Annotated in this window: 18 protein-coding genes and 1 other annotated feature; of the genes, 11 read left to right on the top strand and 7 right to left on the bottom strand. The window is 54.5% G+C overall.

What is annotated here, in order from left to right; genetic code table 11:
* Positions 1 to 88: 88 nt before the first annotated feature.
* A complete protein-coding gene (gene sbcB / locus V4835_RS08865; RefSeq protein WP_442877323.1) occupies positions 89 to 1525 on the top strand; it encodes an exodeoxyribonuclease I in 1437 nt (478 codons plus the stop codon).
* Between the two features lie 99 nt (positions 1526 to 1624).
* Here sbcB and V4835_RS08860 read toward each other — a convergent pair whose 3' ends face one another.
* The 4 genes from V4835_RS08860 to V4835_RS08850 form a co-directional block, all read right to left on the bottom strand.
* Positions 1625 to 2983 carry an APC family permease gene (locus V4835_RS08860; RefSeq protein ID WP_023336236.1) on the bottom strand — a complete coding sequence of 453 codons (1359 nt, stop codon included), beginning with the start codon at positions 2981 to 2983 and terminating at the stop codon, positions 1625 to 1627.
* Positions 2973 to 3035: a membrane protein YoeI gene (yoeI, locus tag V4835_RS24370; protein WP_154816137.1), complete on the bottom strand. Its 63-nt coding sequence runs from the start codon at positions 3033 to 3035 to the stop codon at positions 2973 to 2975. The genes V4835_RS08860 and yoeI overlap by 11 nt, the downstream gene beginning before the upstream one ends.
* 219 nt (positions 3036 to 3254) lie before the next feature.
* The gene (locus tag V4835_RS08855) at positions 3255 to 4184 is read right to left on the bottom strand and encodes a LysR substrate-binding domain-containing protein (protein WP_331411961.1); all 930 of its coding nucleotides are present in this window, start codon (positions 4182 to 4184) and stop codon (positions 3255 to 3257) included.
* A 41-nt stretch (positions 4185 to 4225) separates the two neighbouring features.
* Positions 4226 to 5050 (bottom strand): SDR family oxidoreductase, encoded by an 825-nt coding sequence (locus V4835_RS08850; RefSeq protein WP_331411960.1) that lies wholly within the window; start codon positions 5048 to 5050, stop codon positions 4226 to 4228.
* Between the two features lie 175 nt (positions 5051 to 5225).
* Here V4835_RS08850 and hisL point away from each other — a divergent pair, with 175 nt between their 5' ends.
* The 9 genes from hisL (at position 5226) to hisIE (ending at position 12442) form a co-directional block, all read left to right on the top strand.
* The gene (gene hisL / locus V4835_RS08845) at positions 5226 to 5276 is read left to right on the top strand and encodes a his operon leader peptide (protein WP_001364200.1); all 51 of its coding nucleotides are present in this window, start codon (positions 5226 to 5228) and stop codon (positions 5274 to 5276) included.
* Positions 5252 to 5375 (top strand) — a sequence feature (His leader region). (Overlaps the previous gene by 25 nt.)
* A gap of 45 nt (positions 5376 to 5420) precedes the next feature.
* Positions 5421 to 6320 (top strand): ATP phosphoribosyltransferase, encoded by a 900-nt coding sequence (gene hisG, locus V4835_RS08840; protein WP_028018500.1) that lies wholly within the window; start codon positions 5421 to 5423, stop codon positions 6318 to 6320.
* 5 nt (positions 6321 to 6325) lie between these two features.
* Entirely contained in the window at positions 6326 to 7630 is a 1305-nt protein-coding gene (gene hisD / locus V4835_RS08835; protein WP_331411959.1) for a histidinol dehydrogenase, read from the top strand.
* Entirely contained in the window at positions 7627 to 8688 is a 1062-nt protein-coding gene (hisC, locus tag V4835_RS08830) for a histidinol-phosphate transaminase (RefSeq protein WP_331411958.1), read from the top strand. The genes hisD and hisC overlap by 4 nt, the downstream gene beginning before the upstream one ends.
* Positions 8685 to 9752 (top strand): bifunctional histidinol-phosphatase/imidazoleglycerol-phosphate dehydratase HisB, encoded by a 1068-nt coding sequence (gene hisB, locus V4835_RS08825; protein WP_331411957.1) that lies wholly within the window; start codon positions 8685 to 8687, stop codon positions 9750 to 9752. Before hisC ends, hisB begins: the two co-directional genes overlap by 4 nt.
* Positions 9752 to 10342, top strand: a complete 591-nt coding sequence (hisH, locus tag V4835_RS08820) for an imidazole glycerol phosphate synthase subunit HisH (protein ID WP_023336242.1) — start codon at positions 9752 to 9754, stop codon at positions 10340 to 10342. The genes hisB and hisH overlap by 1 nt, the downstream gene beginning before the upstream one ends.
* The gene (gene hisA / locus V4835_RS08815) at positions 10342 to 11079 is read left to right on the top strand and encodes a 1-(5-phosphoribosyl)-5-[(5-phosphoribosylamino)methylideneamino]imidazole-4-carboxamide isomerase (RefSeq protein WP_193939492.1); all 738 of its coding nucleotides are present in this window, start codon (positions 10342 to 10344) and stop codon (positions 11077 to 11079) included. The genes hisH and hisA overlap by 1 nt, the downstream gene beginning before the upstream one ends.
* On the top strand, positions 11061 to 11837 hold the full coding sequence (gene hisF / locus V4835_RS08810; RefSeq protein WP_023330862.1) for an imidazole glycerol phosphate synthase subunit HisF: 777 nt from the start codon (positions 11061 to 11063) through the stop codon (positions 11835 to 11837). The genes hisA and hisF overlap by 19 nt, the downstream gene beginning before the upstream one ends.
* On the top strand, positions 11831 to 12442 hold the full coding sequence (gene hisIE, locus V4835_RS08805; protein ID WP_331411956.1) for a bifunctional phosphoribosyl-AMP cyclohydrolase/phosphoribosyl-ATP diphosphatase HisIE: 612 nt from the start codon (positions 11831 to 11833) through the stop codon (positions 12440 to 12442). The genes hisF and hisIE overlap by 7 nt, the downstream gene beginning before the upstream one ends.
* 40 nt (positions 12443 to 12482) lie before the next feature.
* On the opposite strand, the gene wzzB is transcribed toward hisIE, so the two are convergent.
* Entirely contained in the window at positions 12483 to 13463 is a 981-nt protein-coding gene (gene wzzB, locus V4835_RS08800) for an LPS O-antigen chain length determinant protein WzzB (protein ID WP_331414103.1), read from the bottom strand.
* Between the two features lie 192 nt (positions 13464 to 13655).
* On the opposite strand from wzzB, the gene V4835_RS08795 reads away from it, so the two are divergent.
* The gene (locus V4835_RS08795; RefSeq protein WP_331411955.1) at positions 13656 to 14660 is read left to right on the top strand and encodes an NAD-dependent epimerase; all 1005 of its coding nucleotides are present in this window, start codon (positions 13656 to 13658) and stop codon (positions 14658 to 14660) included.
* A gap of 52 nt (positions 14661 to 14712) precedes the next feature.
* Here V4835_RS08795 and ugd read toward each other — a convergent pair whose 3' ends face one another.
* Together ugd and gndA are read right to left on the bottom strand one after the other, a co-directional pair.
* A complete protein-coding gene (gene ugd, locus V4835_RS08790; protein ID WP_023336248.1) occupies positions 14713 to 15879 on the bottom strand; it encodes a UDP-glucose 6-dehydrogenase in 1167 nt (388 codons plus the stop codon).
* A 253-nt stretch (positions 15880 to 16132) separates the two neighbouring features.
* On the bottom strand, positions 16133 to 17539 hold the full coding sequence (gene gndA, locus V4835_RS08785; RefSeq protein WP_023336249.1) for an NADP-dependent phosphogluconate dehydrogenase: 1407 nt from the start codon (positions 17537 to 17539) through the stop codon (positions 16133 to 16135).
* Positions 17540 to 17579 lie beyond the last annotated feature (40 nt).

Here is a 17579-nt window from a genome sequence, read left to right as displayed (position 1 = left end):
CTGGCGCGCAAATTTGCGCCACGGCGGTGCTTTTTATTCGGTCTGGACCGCACGATCGTTTACCATAGTGACGTCATTTTTTAACAGGATGGTATTACTGGTGTCTGACTCTGCCGCTCGCCCGACTTTTTTGTTCCACGACTACGAAACCTTTGGCACGCACCCGGCGCTGGACCGACCGGCGCAGTTTGCCGCCATCCGCACCGACGACGAATTCAATATCATTGGCGAGCCTGAGGTCTTTTACTGCAAACCGGCTGATGACTACCTGCCGCAGCCCGGGGCGGTCATGGTCACCGGGATCACGCCTCAGGAAGCGCGGGAAAAAGGCGTTAACGAGGCAGAATTCGCCCGACGCATTCACGATCTGTTTACCGTCCCCCATACCTGCGTGGTCGGCTACAACAACATCCGCTTCGATGACGAAGTGACGCGCAACATCTTCTATCGTAACTTTTACGATCCCTATGCCTGGAGCTGGCAGAACCGCAACTCGCGCTGGGATTTACTCGACATCATGCGCGCCTGTTATGCCCTGCGCCCTGAAGGCATTAACTGGCCGGAAAATGAGGAAGGGCTGACCAGCTTCCGGCTGGAACACCTGACGCGCGCAAACGGTATCGAGCACAGCAATGCTCACGACGCGATGGCGGACGTCTATGCCACCATTGCCATGGCGAAGCTGGTGAAAACCGCTCAGCCGCGGCTATTTGAATATCTGCTGAGCCACCGCAGTAAACAAAAATTAACCACGCTGATTGATGTGCCACAGATGAAGCCGCTGGTGCATATTTCCGGCATGTTTGGCGCCTGGCGCGGCAATACCAGCTGGGTCGCCCCGCTGGCCTGGCATCCGGATAACCGTAATGCGGTCATCATGGTGGATTTGGCCGGTGATATTTCACCGCTGCTGGAGCTTGACAGTGACACCCTGCGCGAGCGGCTTTATACCCCGAAAAATGAACTCGGGGATCTGCCTGCGGTGCCGGTTAAACTGGTGCATATCAATAAATGTCCGGTCCTGGCGCAGGCGAATACGCTACGCCCGGAAGATGCGGACAGGCTGGGCATAAACCGGCAGCACTGCCTCGATAATCTGAAAGTGCTGCGCGATAATCCTCAGGTGCGCGAGAAGGTGGTCGCCATCTTTGCCGAGGCGGAGCCTTTCGTTCCGTCTGAAAACGTGGATGCCCAGCTCTATAACGGTTTCTTCAGCGATGCCGATCGCGCGGCGATGAATATCCTTCTGCAAACCGAGCCGCGCAACTTACCGGCGCTGGATATTACCTTCGCAGATAAACGCATCGAAAAGCTGATGTTTAATTACCGCGCGCGTAACTACCCCGGCACGCTGGACGAGGCAGAACAGGATCGCTGGCTGCAGCATCGTCGCAATGTCTTTACCCCTGAGTTCCTTAATAGCTATGCCCAGGAGCTGGAAATGCTTTATGGCCAGTATGAAGGGAATGCTGAAAAACAGGCACTGTTGAAATCCCTGTACCAGTACGCGCAAGAGATAGTCTGAGTGAGGGGTATAAAAAAGCCGGAGGCGATGTCTCCGGCTTTTTTATACCCGCTTGGGTTTTGTAGGTCGGGTAAGGCGTAGCCGCCACCCGACACGGAATTACGCGACGTCTTCGTACTGAGGAACCGGGTTACGGAAGCTCTTGGTGACGCAGGCCAGGTAAACCAAACCGATAGCACCCCAGATCAGACCCAGAACCATAGAGCTCTCTTCCAGGTTAATCCACAGCGCGCCCACGGTCAGGGCACCACACACTGGCAGCACCAGATAGTTGAAGTGGTCTTTCAGCGTTTTGTTGCGCTTCTCACGGATCCAGAACTGCGAGATCACGGAGAGGTTAACGAAGGTGAACGCCACCAGCGCACCGAAGTTGATCAGCGCGGTCGCCGTCACCAGGTCGAATTTAATCGCCAGCAGGGCAATAGCGCCAACCAGCAGCACGTTCCACGCCGGAGTACGCCATTTCGGATGAACGTAGCCGAAGAAACGGGTCGGGAATACGCCGTCACGGCCCATCACGTACATCAGACGAGAAACGCCTGCGTGTGCCGCCATGCCGGACGCCAGTACGGTCACGCTGGAGAAGATCAGCACGCCCCACTGGAAGGTTTTACCCGCAACATACAGCATGATTTCAGGCTGTGACGCATCCGGATCTTTAAAGCGAGAGATGTCCGGGAAGTACAGCTGCAGGAAGTAGGAAGCTCCGATAAAGATCAGGCCGCCAATCAGCGCGGTCAGGAAAATCGCTTTCGGGATCACGCGCTCAGCATCTTTGGTCTCTTCGGACAGAGAAGAGATACCGTCAAAGCCCAGGAACGAGAAGCACAGAATTGTCGCACCGGTAATCATCGGCACAACGTGCGCACCTTCAGACCAGAATGGACGCGTGCTGGTCAGCGTACCTGCACCTTCACCGTGAGAAACACCGTAGATGATCAGGCCAACGATAACCGCCACAATACCCATCTGCAGAATAACAATCAGGGTGTTGAAGTTCGCCACGGTCTTGATGCTGCGCAGGTTAGAGATGGTCATAAAGGCCACCAGCGCGACAACGAAGATCCACGATGGAACAGAAGGCACCAGCGCTTCAAAGTAAATTTTTGCCAGCAGAATGTTGATCATCGGCATGAACAGATAGTCCAGCAGAGATGACCAGCCCACCATAAAGCCAACCGCCGGGCTGATGGATTTTTGGGCATAGGTGTAGGCAGAGCCTGCAGACGGGAAACGGCGAACCAGTTTACCGTAGCTCAGCGCAGTAAAGAGAATGGCGACCAGCGCAAAGGCGTACGCCGTTGCCACGTGACCGTCTGTGAGGCCCGATACGATACCGAATGTATCGAACAGCGTCATCGGTTGCATATAGGCGAGGCCCATCATAACAACCGGAATCAACGTAAGCGTTTTACGTAATTCCACGCGAGAGGTGTTTGGAGTTGCGTTATGCGACATAGTTATTCTCCTTGAAGGTGATAACCGCCACGTAAGCGAAAAATTGCCCCATTTCTTTCTTCCTCAGCGACAACAACTGTCGGATTTTAGTAAATATCTATCCGGTACGAAGCCCGGCCTCTTGGTTTTTAGTTTCGTTTCGTACATGCAAAAAAAAATAACCGACGCCTTTTATATCGTCGATTATTCATTTGGTTGCAGCGGCGGCATTTTGCCCCACATCGGATACAAAAGGCAATACTTTGCAAAGCACGGGACAATTTTCTTTTTGCTAAATGGCTGATTTCTGGACGCCGGGCTGAGAGTAAACGGCGGCGATAGCACTATTTGCTAAAATCTCGTCTCGCCACCATGCGCTGGCCAGCCCTGCAGTTTGTTCATTCCAGCCTACCCACACCGATTCATTACTGCTTTGAGCAAGTACCTGTTTTTCAACAAGCGCACCGTTGTCAATAAACCGCTGCGCCAGATAGCGGGGTAAAAAACCGCAGCCCAGACCGCTTATTTGCAGTTCCAGCTTGGTTTTAAAGTCGAAAACGGTAATGGCCTCCTGCTCATCAAGCAGCTGCGAGGAGACCGAACATTCCGGACGAGAGCTGTCTCCGACCACGATGGCGCGGTAGCCTTTAATCACGCGACGGTTAATAGGTTCTGGCTCCTGAGCCAGAGGATGATGAGGCGCTACGGCAAACACCTGCTCCAGCACGCCCAGCCGGGCAAAACCAAACTCGCTCAACTGGGGAGGCTCATGGAGTGCACCGACAAAAATATCCGCCCTGCCCTGCGTTAAGGCATCCCAGGAGCCCCCCAGCACGCCGTTGATAAAAATAAGCCGGGTCACGCTGTGATGTTGATAAAAGGCCTCAATCAGGGGCGTCAGGAGAGAAAACGGAAAGGTATCATCCACGCCAATGATCAGCTCGTTTTCCCACCCCTGATGGAGTTTTACGGCCTGTTTTTCGAGTTCACGGACGGTATGGAGGACTTCGCGGCCTTTTTCCAGCAGCATCTGTCCGGTACGGGTAAAACGGGCGCGGTGTCCTGTGCGATCGAGGATCTGGATATTGAGATCGCTTTCCAGTTTTTGAACAGTATAGCTCAACGCAGACGGGGTTTTGTAGAGCTTTGCCGACGCCGCGGCAAAGCTCCCCTCTTTTTCCAGTGCATCCAGAATAATAAGAACATCCAGCAGCGGTTTCATGCTCGCCCCCTTTCGGTGTGCGATGGTCTCCGCTGCGGGACTTATTCCATGGGCATCACCAGCGGATCGGGATACTGATACTCAAACCCCAGCTCATGACAAATGCGATTGCCATCAACAATTTTGCCTTTACTGTCATCCTTTGCCTCACCGAAAACCGGCGCCGCCAGGCCCAGCTGACGTGCCATCAGCGGGTAAAACGTGCTGCGCGCCGGATGAGACGGTGCACATATATTATAGATGTGTCCACCTTTCGGAGCCTGTAAGAGTAGCTCAATCGCGCCAACAACATCGTCAAGATGTACAAGATTGACGACATGCTGTCCGTCTGGCGCAGATTTCCCGGCAAAAAAGCGTCCCGGATGGCGGCCAGGGCCTACCAGCCCCGCCAGACGTACGATATCGACCTGCGTGCCGGGAAGATGATGCAGCCAGTCTTCCAGCTCCTTCAGAACCTGACCGCTCGCCGTCACGGGACGGCGCTCGGAACTCTCTTTCACCACGCCCTCAACCTCGCCATAGATCGACGTCGAGCTGGTAAAAATGATGCGCGGAACATGGTGCGCCAGCGCGCTGTCGACGATCTCCTGCATCGCCTGCAGATAAAAAGACTCGCCCGGCCCGCTGCGCCGCGCGGGTAGCGTAATCACCAGCGCATCGACGTTCATCAGCGTGTCCAGATCGTCAGCATCACACACCAGCTCCGGTTCAAGACGCAGTTCAACGCCATCAATACCGCACATGCGCGCTGCCTCTACCCCATCCGCCGTGGTTTTGCTCCCGGTCACCTGCCAGCCTTTTGCGGCTAATGACATCGCCAGCGGCATTCCCAGCCATCCTAAACCGACAATCGCGACCTTTTTCATGCGAATTCTCCTGACTCTCACTCGTCTTTTATAAGGCTACGCCAGCCCGGCAGAACACACAATTCATAGCATCAATATGAAATGAATTAATGATCAAAAAAAGCCCTTGCAATATGTCGTACAACTGGTTTAGGTTAAAAGACATCAAATGAATAAGCATTCATCGAGAATTTATATGACACGCGTTCAATTTAAACACCACCATCATCACCATCATCCTGACTAGTCTTTCAGGCGATGTGTGCTGGAAGACGTTTGGATCTTCCAGTGGTGCATGAACGCATGAGAAAGCCCCCGGAAGATCTTCTTCCGGGGGCTTTTTTTTGGACCGAATTCAGACAGGTTAAAACAGGTTAACGAGGAATAAAGAATGTTAGATAACTCACGCTTACGCATAGCTATTCAAAAATCAGGCCGTTTGAGCGATGACTCACGCGAACTGCTGGCCCGCTGCGGGATTAAAATTAACCTGCACACGCAGCGCCTGATTGCTCTGGCTGAAAACATGCCCATCGACATTCTGCGCGTGCGTGATGACGATATTCCCGGCCTGGTTATGGACGGCGTCGTTGACCTCGGCATCATCGGTGAAAACGTGCTGGAAGAAGAGCTGCTGACCCGCCGCGCGCAGGGCGAAGATCCGCGTTACTTCACCCTGCGTCGTCTGGACTTCGGCGGCTGCCGCCTGTCGCTGGCAACGCCGGTTGATGAAGCGTGGGACGGACCGGCCGCGCTGAACGGCAAACGTATCGCCACCTCTTACCCTCACCTGTTAAAGCGTTATCTCGACCAGAAAGGCGTGCAGTTTAAATCCTGCCTGCTGAACGGCTCTGTTGAAGTGGCACCGCGTGCGGGTCTGGCGGACGCCATCTGTGACCTCGTCTCTACCGGCGCGACGCTGGAAGCGAACGGTCTGCGCGAAGTAGAGGTGATCTACCGCTCTAAAGCGTGCCTGATTCAGCGCGACGGCGACATGGCCGACGCCAAACAGCAGCTGATCGACAAACTGCTGACCCGTATTCAGGGCGTGATTCAGGCGCGTGAGTCCAAATACATCATGATGCACGCCCCAACCGAGCGTCTGGATGAAGTGATTGCCCTGCTGCCGGGCGCCGAGCGCCCAACCATCCTGCCGCTGGCGGGCGATCAGCAGCGCGTGGCGATGCACATGGTGAGCAGCGAAACCCTGTTCTGGGAAACCATGGAAAAACTGAAGGCGCTGGGCGCAAGCTCCATCCTGGTGCTGCCTATTGAGAAGATGATGGAGTAATGGCCATGAGCTTTAACACAATCATCGACTGGAATAACTGTAGCGACGCACAGCAGCGCGAGCTGCTGATGCGCCCGGCGATTTCCGCCTCCGAAAGCATCTCACGCATCGTGGCGGAGATCCTGGACAACGTCAAAGCCCGTGGCGATGACGCGCTGCGTGAATACAGCGCAAAATTTGATAAGACGGAAGTCGGCGCATTGCAGGTTACCGAGCAGGAAATCATTGACGCCAGTAATCGCCTGGGTGACGACATCAAGCAGGCGATGGCCGTCGCGGTGAAAAACATTGATACCTTCCACACCGCGCAAAAGCTGCAGACCGTGGATGTCGAAACCGTACCCGGCGTGCGTTGCCAGCAGGTCACGCGCCCGGTTGCATCCGTCGGCCTCTATATTCCAGGCGGCTCTGCCCCGCTTTTCTCCACCGTACTGATGCTGGCGACTCCCGCACGCATTGCCGGGTGTCAGAAAGTGGTACTTTGCTCTCCGCCACCGATTGCCGACGAGATCCTTTATGCGGCGAAGCTGTGCGGCGTGCAGGCGGTATATAAAGTGGGCGGCGCGCAGGCGATTTCAGCCCTGGCGTTCGGTACGGAATCCATTCCGAAGGTCGACAAAATTTTTGGCCCGGGTAATGCATACGTGACCGAAGCCAAGCGCCAGGTCAGCCAGCGTCTGGACGGCGCGGCAATTGACATGCCTGCCGGACCGTCTGAAGTGCTGGTGATTGCCGACAGCGGCGCAACGCCGGACTTCGTCGCCTCCGACCTGCTTTCTCAGGCGGAACACGGCCCGGACTCGCAGGTCATCCTGCTGACGCCGGATGCCGATATGGCGAAACGCGTGGGCGAAGCCGTGGAGCGTCAGCTTGCCGACCTGCCCCGCGCCGACACGGCACGCCAGGCGTTAGCGGCCAGCCGCCTGATTGTGGCGCGCGATCTGGACCAGTGCATTGCCATCTCCAACCAGTACGGCCCCGAGCACCTGATTATTCAGACCCGCAGCGCGCGCGATCTGGTCGACAGCATTACCAGCGCGGGCTCGGTGTTCCTCGGCGACTGGTCACCGGAGTCCGCAGGGGATTATGCCTCCGGCACCAACCACGTTCTGCCGACGTATGGCTATACCTCTACCTGTTCCAGCCTGGGCCTGGCGGATTTCCAGAAACGCATGACCGTGCAGGAACTCTCCCGCGAAGGATTTGCGTCACTGGCTTCGACTATTGAAACCCTGGCTGCCGCCGAGCGACTGACCGCCCACAAAAATGCCGTTACGCTGCGCGTTGCAGCCCTGAAGGAGCAAGCATGAACATTGAAGAGTTAGCCCGCGAAAATGTCCGTCGCCTGACGCCTTACCAGTCTGCGCGTCGTCTCGGCGGCAAAGGGGATGTCTGGCTGAATGCCAACGAATTCCCGACTGCGGTGCATTTTGAGCTGTCGCAGCAGACGCTGAACCGCTATCCGGAGTGTCAGCCGAAAGCGGTGATTGAAAACTACGCGCAGTACGCGGGCGTGAAGCCGGAGCAGGTGCTGGTCAGCCGCGGCGCGGATGAGGGTATTGAACTGCTGATCCGCGCCTTCTGCGAGCCGGGCAAAGATGCGGTGATGTACTGCCAGCCGACCTACGGCATGTACAGCGTCAGCGCGGAAACCTTCGGCGTGGCGTGCCGCAACGTGCAGGCGCTGGAGAACTGGCAGCTCGATTTGCAGGGCATTGCCGACAATCTCGAAGGCGTAAAAGTCGTCTTTGTCTGTAGCCCGAACAACCCGACCGGACAGATTATCAACCCGCAGGATATCCGTACCCTGCTGGAGATGACGCGCGGTAAAGCCCTGGTGGTGGCCGACGAAGCCTACATCGAATTCTGCCCGCAGGCGACGCTGGCAGGCTGGCTGGAAGAGTACCCGCACCTGGTGGTACTGCGTACGCTGTCTAAAGCCTTTGCCCTCGCGGGTCTACGCTGCGGATTCACCCTGGCGAATAAAGAGGTCATCGACCTGCTGCTGAAAGTGATCGCCCCGTACCCGCTCTCGACGCCGGTTGCCGATATTGCGGCACAGGCCCTGACGCCTCAGGGAATCAACGCGATGCGCGAGCGCGTGGCGCAAATCCTGGAGGAACGTCAGTATCTGGTGACCGCCCTGAAGGATATTTCCTGCGTAGAGCAGGTGTTCGACTCGGAAACTAACTACATCCTGGTGCGCTTCACCGCCTCCAGTGCCGTATTTAAATCTTTGTGGGATCAGGGCATTATCTTACGAGACCAGAATAAACAACCTTCTCTGAGCGGATGCCTGCGCATTACCGTAGGCACCCGTGCAGAGAGCCAGCGCGTGATTGACGCCCTGAAAGCGGAGAAAGTATGACCCAGAAGATCCTTTTTATCGATCGTGACGGCACCCTTATTTCGGAGCCACCAGCCGATTTTCAGGTCGATCGATTCGACAAGCTGGCTTTTGAACCGGACGTGATCCCGGTGCTGCTTAATCTGCAAAAAGCAGGCTTTAAGCTGGTGATGATCACCAACCAGGACGGTCTGGGTACCGACAGCTTCCCGCAGGCAGACTTTGACGGCCCGCATAATCTGATGATGCAGGTGCTGACCTCTCAGGGCGTGGTATTTGATGAGGTGCTGATTTGCCCACACATGCCGGCCGACGAGTGTGACTGCCGTAAGCCAAAGGTGAAGCTGGTAGAGCGTTACCTGGCTGAAGATGCGCTGGATAAAACCAACAGCTATGTCATCGGCGATCGCATCACCGATATTACGCTGGCGGAAAACATGGGCATCGCGGGGCTGCGCTACGACCGCAACAACCTTAACTGGGCGAAGATTGGCGAGCAGCTGACAAAACGCAACCGCTATTCCCACGTTGAGCGCAACACCAAAGAGACGCAGATTGATGTGAAGGTCTGGCTGGACCGTGAAGGCGGCAGCAAGATCCACACCGGCGTCGGCTTCTTCGACCACATGCTGGACCAGATTGCCACCCACGGCGGCTTCCGCATGGAGATCGCGGTAAAAGGCGACCTTTACATTGACGATCACCACACCGTGGAAGATACCGGCCTGGCGCTGGGCGAAGCCCTGAAGCTGGCGCTCGGCGATAAGCGCGGCATTAACCGTTTCGGCTTTGTCCTGCCGATGGACGAGTGTCTGGCGCGCTGCGCAATGGACATCTCCGGTCGTCCGCACCTGGAATATAAAGCCGATTTCACCTATCAGCGCGTGGGCGATCTGAGCACCGAAATGGTGGAGCACTTCTTCCGCTCATTGTCCTACACCATGGGCCTGACGCTGCACCTGAAGACCAAGGGCAAGAACGATCACCACCGCGTGGAGAGTCTCTTCAAAGCCTTTGGCCGTACCCTTCGCCAGGCGATTCGCGTGGAAGGTGACGCCCTACCCTCGTCGAAAGGAGTGCTGTAATGAACGTGGTGATTCTGGATACCGGATGCGCCAACCTGAACTCCGTGAAATCGGCGATTGCGCGTCACGGCTATGAGCCAGCGGTGAGCCGTGATCCGGACGTGGTGCTGCGCGCCGACAAACTCTTTTTACCGGGCGTGGGAACCGCGCAGGCCGCGATGGATCAGATTCGCGAACGCGAGCTGGTCGATCTGATCAAAGCCTGTACCCAGCCGGTGCTGGGCATTTGCCTGGGCATGCAGATCCTGGGCCGCCGCAGCGAAGAGAGCAACGGCGTTGACCTGCTGGGCATTATTGACGAAGACGTGCCGAAAATGACCGACCACGGCCTGCCTCTGCCGCATATGGGCTGGAACCGCGTTTATGCCAAAGCGGGCGATCGGCTGTTTCGCGGCATCGAAGACGGCGCGTATTTCTACTTCGTGCACAGCTACGCCATGCCGGTGAACGTGAATACGATCGCCCAGTGCACCTACGGCGAGGCGTTTACGGCAGCCGTACAGAAAGACAATTTCTTCGGCGTGCAGTTTCACCCGGAGCGCTCTGGCGCCGCAGGCGCGCAGCTGTTGAAAAACTTCCTGGAGATGTGATGATTATTCCCGCTTTAGATTTAATTGACGGCACCGTTGTCCGTCTCCACCAGGGCGATTATGGCCAGCAGCGCGACTACGGTAACGATCCGCTGCCGCGTCTGCAGGATTATGCCGCCCAGGGTGCTCAGGTGCTGCACCTGGTGGATTTGACGGGCGCGAAAGACCCGGCGAAACGCCAGATCCCACTGCTGAAAAATCTGGTCGCCGGTGTTGATGTGCCCGTGCAGGTCGGCGGCGGCGTGCGTACGGAAGATGACGTTGCGGCGCTGCTGGACGCTGGCGTGGCCCGCGTGGTGGTGGGTTCAACCGCCGTGAAAGATCCTGAGACGGTGAAGGGCTGGTTCCGCCGCTTTGGCGCAGATGCGCTGGTGCTGGCGCTGGACGTGCGTATTGACGAACAGGGTAACAAGCAGGTTGCCGTGAGCGGCTGGCAGGAAAACTCCGGCGTGACGCTGGAAGAGCTGGTTGATATCTATCTTCCGGTTGGTCTTAAGCACGTGTTATGCACGGACATCTCCCGCGACGGAACGCTCGCGGGCTCCAACGTTTCTCTGTATGAAGAGGTCTGTGCCCGTTATCCGCAGGTAGCGTTCCAGTCTTCTGGCGGTATCGGTGATATTGCCGACGTGGCCGCGCTGCGCGGTACCGGTGTACAGGGTGTGATTGTGGGCCGGGCCCTGCTGGAAGGTAAATTTACTGTGACGGAGGCGATTCAATGCTGGCAAAACGGATAATTCCTTGTCTTGACGTACGTGACGGCCAGGTCGTGAAAGGCGTGCAGTTCCGCAACCACGAGATCATTGGCGACATCGTCCCGCTGGCAAAACGCTATGCCGATGAAGGCGCAGACGAGCTGGTCTTTTATGATATCACCGCTTCCAGCGATGGCCGCGTGGTCGACAAAAGCTGGGTAGCGCGCGTGGCGGAAGTGATCGACATTCCATTCTGCGTAGCGGGCGGGATTAAGTCCGCTGACGACGCCGCCAAAATTCTCTCTTTTGGTGCCGACAAGATTTCTATCAACTCCCCTGCCCTGGCCGACCCGGAGCTGATCACCCGCCTGGCCGATCGTTTTGGCGTACAGTGTATTGTGGTTGGGATCGACACCTGGTATGACGCCGCAACGGGCAAGTACCACGTCAACCAGTACACCGGAGATGAAAGCCGCACGCGCGTGACGCAGTGGGAAACGCTCGACTGGGTGCAGGAAGTGCAGAAGCGAGGCGCAGGCGAGATTGTCCTCAACATGATGAACCAGGACGGCGTGCGTAACGGGTATGACCTCGAGCAGCTGAAAAAAGTCCGTGCGGTCTGCCACGTTCCGCTGATTGCCTCCGGCGGCGCGGGCACCATGGAACACTTCCTCGAAGCCTTCCGCGATGCCAACGTTGACGGTGCGCTGGCCGCTTCCGTGTTCCACAAACAGATTATTAATATTGGTGAGTTAAAAACGTACCTGGCCGACCAGGGCGTGGAGATCAGGGTATGTTAACAGAGCAACAACAGGCGCAGCTGGACTGGGAAAAAACGGACGGATTACTGCCGGTGGTGGTCCAGCATGCCGTCTCAGGCGAAGTGCTGATGCTGGGGTATATGAACCAGGACGCGCTGGCAAAAACGCTCGACAGCGGCAAAGTGACCTTCTACTCCCGCACGAAACAGCGCCTGTGGACCAAAGGAGAAACCTCAGGGCATTTCCTCAATGTGGTCAGCATAGCGCCCGACTGCGATAACGACACCCTGCTGGTGCTGGCAAACCCAATCGGCCCAACCTGCCATAAAGGGACCAGCAGCTGCTTCGGCGAGACGAATCATCAGTGGTTATTCCTGTATCAACTGGAACAGCTGCTTGCTGAGCGTAAAACGGCGGATCCTGAGAGTTCCTATACCGCCAAGCTGTACGCCAGCGGAACCAAGCGTATCGCACAGAAGGTAGGAGAAGAAGGCGTTGAAACCGCGCTGGCTGCAACCGTGCATGACCGCGAGGAGCTGACGAATGAAGCGTCTGATTTAATGTATCACCTGCTGGTGCTGCTGCAGGATCAAGAGCTGGATTTGACGGCCGTGATTGAAAATCTTCGCAAACGTCACAAATAAAAAAACCGGGGATAATCCCCGGTTTTTTTTAATCTGCAAATCAGGCTTTTGGTTTGTAGCTACGCAATGCGTTGCGGCCCAGTACGAAACCTGAACCGATAATGCCACCCAGCAGCACGGCAAGAATCAGTACAATCGCTTTTTTCGGGCTGTCACGACGAACAGGGAGATCCGGTTTCATCACGTAGCGATAAACATGGATTGTTTCCGGATTTACGTTGAGATTCTCAATATCCAGCAAGTTCTGCTTGGTCTGGTAGTACGCAACTGAGAAGACCAGCGGACGAGACGCTTCGTTATCGATCATCGACTTAAGCGCTTCACTTCCCAGAAGGAACATGGTTTCCTGCGTTACGTCCTGGGTTTGCTGAATCTGCGGCGTGCTGATTTTCGCTGCCTCAGCGTTTTTCAGCGCCTCAGTGATTTGCTTGATACGCAAATCCTTCTGCTCCTGAGCCACTTTTTCCTGGTTTTCCAGTGAGTCATTAAGCGTGGTGATCTGCTGTTTAATGTTGTCGTTAAGGTCGAGAGCGAGCTCTTTCGCCGTTTGCTTGTCAATCTGCTGGATGTACTGTGCCAGCTGTTTTTGCGCAGCTTCCGCAGACTCAGCGGTATAGGAGACGCTTAACGGCAGCGTCTGGCCCTTAACGGTAGCGTCGATGGTCAGCTTTTCTGGTATTTCCTGGTTTTCGAGCGCTTGCGCTAAAGCAGAAAATGAGGAATTGAAACGGCTAATAGCACGGTTTTGGATGTCCGGCAGTGAAGGTGCTGCGCTACCGTACAGGATATTCAGTGCATTGGCGTAAGTGGCAATCTGCGCCGCATCTGGCTGAGAAATGATCGCGGAAGAGGTCCATTTCTCTTTTGCGACTGTAATATAAATACCCGCCAGGACGATAAAAACAGCAACAAAAGCGCCAATTACCCACTTTCCACGCCACAGCTGTAGCACTAAATCAAGTAAATCAATTTGCTCCGGAACAGTACTGCTATTAACCGGAGTATTGTTGTTCTGCGTCATACAATCCCTAACAGATGAAAAAGGGCAAAAATAGTCATGTTTACATAGTGTATCTGTTGCCAGCGATTTTTCTATCAGAATCCGATGAGTTATATCGGAAAGATGGGTTATATAACTCGCGGTCAACGCGCTATCATATAGCAATTCTGATGCCTCAGGCATCGACAAGATAGAAAAGTAATGAGGGAAGATATGAAATTTTTGGTTACGGGCGCGGCAGGGTTTATCGGTTCTCATGTCAGTAAACGCTTGCTGGATGCCGGACACCAGGTCGTCGGGATTGATAATCTCAATGACTACTATGATGTGAACCTTAAGCTGGCGCGTCTGGATCTGCTCAAATCCGATAATTTCACCTTCCAAAAGCTGGACTTGGCCGACCGTGAAGGCATGGCCGCGCTCTTCGCCAACGAGAAATTTGACCGTGTGATCCATCTGGCCGCACAAGCGGGGGTACGCTACTCGCTGGAAAATCCGCACGCTTATGCAGATGCTAACCTGGTGGGTCATCTCAACGTACTGGAAGGCTGTCGTCATAACAAGGTTCAACACCTCTTGTATGCTTCTTCCAGCTCCGTTTATGGTCTGAACCGTAAGATGCCGTTCTCTACTGATGACTCAGTGGATCATCCGGTTTCACTCTATGCGGCGACCAAAAAAGCCAATGAGCTGATGTCGCACACTTACTCGCATCTCTACAACCTGCCGACAACCGGTCTGCGCTTCTTTACGGTGTACGGTCCCTGGGGACGCCCGGATATGGCCCTGTTTAAGTTCACCAAAGCGATGATTGAAGGGAACAGCATCGACGTCTATAACTACGGCAAGATGAAACGTGACTTTACCTATATCGACGACATCGCTGAAGCGATCATCCGTCTTCAGGATGTGATTCCTCAGGCCGATGCTAATTGGACCGTCGAGACCGGTTCCCCGGCGACCAGCTCCGCACCTTATCGCGTTTACAATATTGGTAACAGCTCCCCAGTTGAGCTGATGGATTACATTACGGCACTGGAAGAGGCACTCGGCAAAGAAGCGGAGAAAAACATGATGCCGATTCAACCGGGTGACGTGCTGGAGACCAGCGCGGATACGAAAGCCTTGTATGACGTTATAGGCTTTAAACCGCAGACCTCGGTCAAAGACGGGGTAAAAAACTTTGTCGACTGGTATCGCGCTTTCTACAAGGTCTGAAAATAAAAAAACCCGGCAACCAGGCCGGGTTTTTTACGTGCGTTAAGAGTAATCAATCACTTCCGAACAGATCGCGGGTATAGACTTTATCCGCCACGTCCGCCAGTTCTTCCGCCATGCGGTTAGAGATTATCACGTCCGCTTCCTGCTTGAACGCATCCAGATCTCGAACCACACGGGAGTGGAAGAACTCGTCTTCCTGCATCGCAGGTTCGTAAATAATAACCTGAACGCCTTTCGCCTTAATACGCTTCATGATCCCCTGAATGGAAGACGCGCGGAAGTTATCAGAGCCGCTCTTCATGATCAGACGATAGACACCCACCACTTTCGGCTGACGCGCAAGGATAGAATCAGAGATGAAGTCTTTACGCGTGCGGTTGGCATCCACAATCGCGGAAATCAGGTTGTTTGGCACCGCCTGATAGTTTGCCAGCAGCTGCTTAGTATCTTTTGGCAGGCAGTAACCGCCATAGCCAAACGACGGGTTGTTGTAATGGTTGCCAATACGCGGGTCAAGGCACACGCCTTCGATGATCTGGCGGGTGTTCAGGCCCAGACTCTCTGCATAGCTGTCCAGCTCATTGAAGTAAGCCACACGCATTGCCAGATAGGTGTTGGCGAACAGCTTGATCGCTTCCGCTTCGGTGGAATCCGTGAACAGTACCGGAATATCTTTCTTGATTGCGCCTTCCTGCAGCAGTGCGGCAAACCGCTCCGCTCGCTCAGAGCGCTCACCGATCACAATACGGGAGGGGTGCAGATTATCGTATAACGCCCTGCCCTCGCGCAGAAACTCTGGCGAAAAGAAGACATTATCAATACCCAACTCTTCTTTAATAGATTTAGTGAAGCCTACTGGGATGGTCGACTTAATGATCATCACCGCTTTTGGGTTGATTGCGACAACGTCTTTGATCACCGCTTCTACGGTTGAGGTATTAAAGTAGTTGGTTTTAGGATCGTAATCAGTTGGAGTGGCGATGATGACGAAATCTGCGTCGCGATAGGCATCTTCTTTGTCAGTCGTTGCACGGAAGTTCAGTGGTTTATTAGCAAGATATTCCTGGATCTCTTTATCGACAATCGGGGATTTCTTTTGATTAAGCATATCCACTTTGGACTGAACGATATCCAACGCCACCACTTCGTGGTTTTGTGCGATCAGAATGCCGTTTGATAGGCCTACATAGCCTGTTCCGGAGATAGTTATTTTCATTCGTTTAACTTCTTCAAGTTTAAGTTTCAGGAGGCGTAAGCACGCCACCGCAATAAACAACTGTTGAGGTTTTTACCTCTTATGTTGAGTAGCTGTCAAGGCGAATGCCTGGCTGCAGAAATGAGAAAATGCAGTGGTTTATACGGGGTTGAAAGACATTCACTGCACAAAGCAAGTCCAGATGGGCTTATACGTGATAAAAAAAGCCCGGTGATCATCACCGGGCTTTTTTAACAGGCTGCTTTAAATCAGATTAATCCAGCCATTCGGTATGGAATACACCTTCTTTATCGGTGCGTTTATAAGTATGCGCACCGAAGTAATCACGCTGTGCCTGAATCAGGTTCGCTGGCAATACTGCAGCACGGTAGCTGTCATAGTACGCCACCGCAGCAGAGAAGGTCGGAACCGGAATACCGTTCTGGACAGCGTAGGCAACCACGTCACGCAGCGCCTGCTGATATTCGTCCGCAATTTTCTTGAAGTACGGCGCCAGCAGCAGGTTAGCGATACCCGCATTTTCAGCATAGGCATCGGTGATTTTCTGCAGGAACTGCGCACGAATGATGCAACCCGCGCGGAAGATCTTCGCGATTTCACCGTAGTTCAGATCCCAGTTGTTCTCGTCTGACGCCGCGCGCAGCTGAGAGAAGCCCTGCGCGTAAGAAACGATTTTACCCAGGTACAGTGCACGACGAACTTTTTCAACGAATTCGGCTTTGTCACCTGCTGGTTTAGCCTGTGGGCCAGACAGAACTTTAGATGCCGCGACGCGCTGCTCTTTCAGGGAAGAGATGTAACGCGCGAAGACGGATTCGGTGATCAGAGACAGCGGTTCGCCCAGATCCAGAGAACTCTGGCTGGTCCATTTACCGGTACCTTTGTTTGCTGCTTCATCCAGAATCACATCAACCAGGTATTTACCCTCTTCATCTTTTTTCGTGAAGATATCTTTGGTGATGTCGATCAGATAGCTGTTCAGCTCGCCTTTGTTCCACTCGGTGAAAGTCTCAGCGAGTTCTTCATTGGAAAGGTTCAGGCCGCCTTTCAGCAGGGAGTAAGCTTCAGCGATGAGCTGCATGTCGCCGTATTCGATGCCGTTGTGCACCATTTTCACATAGTGACCCGCACCATCTGCACCGATGTAGGTTACACAAGGCTCACCATCTTCAGCGACGGCTGCGATTTTGGTCAGGATAGGCGCGACCAGTTCGTACGCATCTTTCTGGCCGCCAGGCATGATTGATGGGCCTTTCAGAGCACCCTCTTCACCACCGGAAACACCGGTGCCGATAAAGTTGAAGCCTTCAGCAGACAGCTCACGGTTACGACGAATGGTGTCCTGGAAGAAGGTGTTACCTCCATCAATAATGATGTCGCCTTTATCCAGATAAGGTTTCAGGGAGTCGATAGCTGCATCGGTACCTGCGCCCGCTTTCACCATTAACAGGATACGACGAGGTGTTTCCAGAGACTCAACGAACTCTTTAACCGTATAGAAGGGAACCAGTTTCTTACCTGGATTCTCAGCGATGACTTCTTCGGTCTTATCACGGGAGCGGTTGAATACGGAGACGGTATAACCGCGGCTTTCGATGTTGAGCGCCAGGTTGCGCCCCATCACTGCCATACCGACAACGCCGATCTGTTGCTTGGACATTACATACTCCTGTCTTGGGGATAATCACTGCGATGCAATG

This window comes from Enterobacter cloacae complex sp. CARB60 (assembly GCF_036487345.1).
Taxonomy (GTDB): Bacteria; Pseudomonadota; Gammaproteobacteria; order Enterobacterales; family Enterobacteriaceae; genus Enterobacter; species Enterobacter asburiae_D.
The sequence above is the reverse complement of the archived record's forward strand: the minus strand, read 5'-3'. Positions and strand labels throughout refer to the sequence as shown.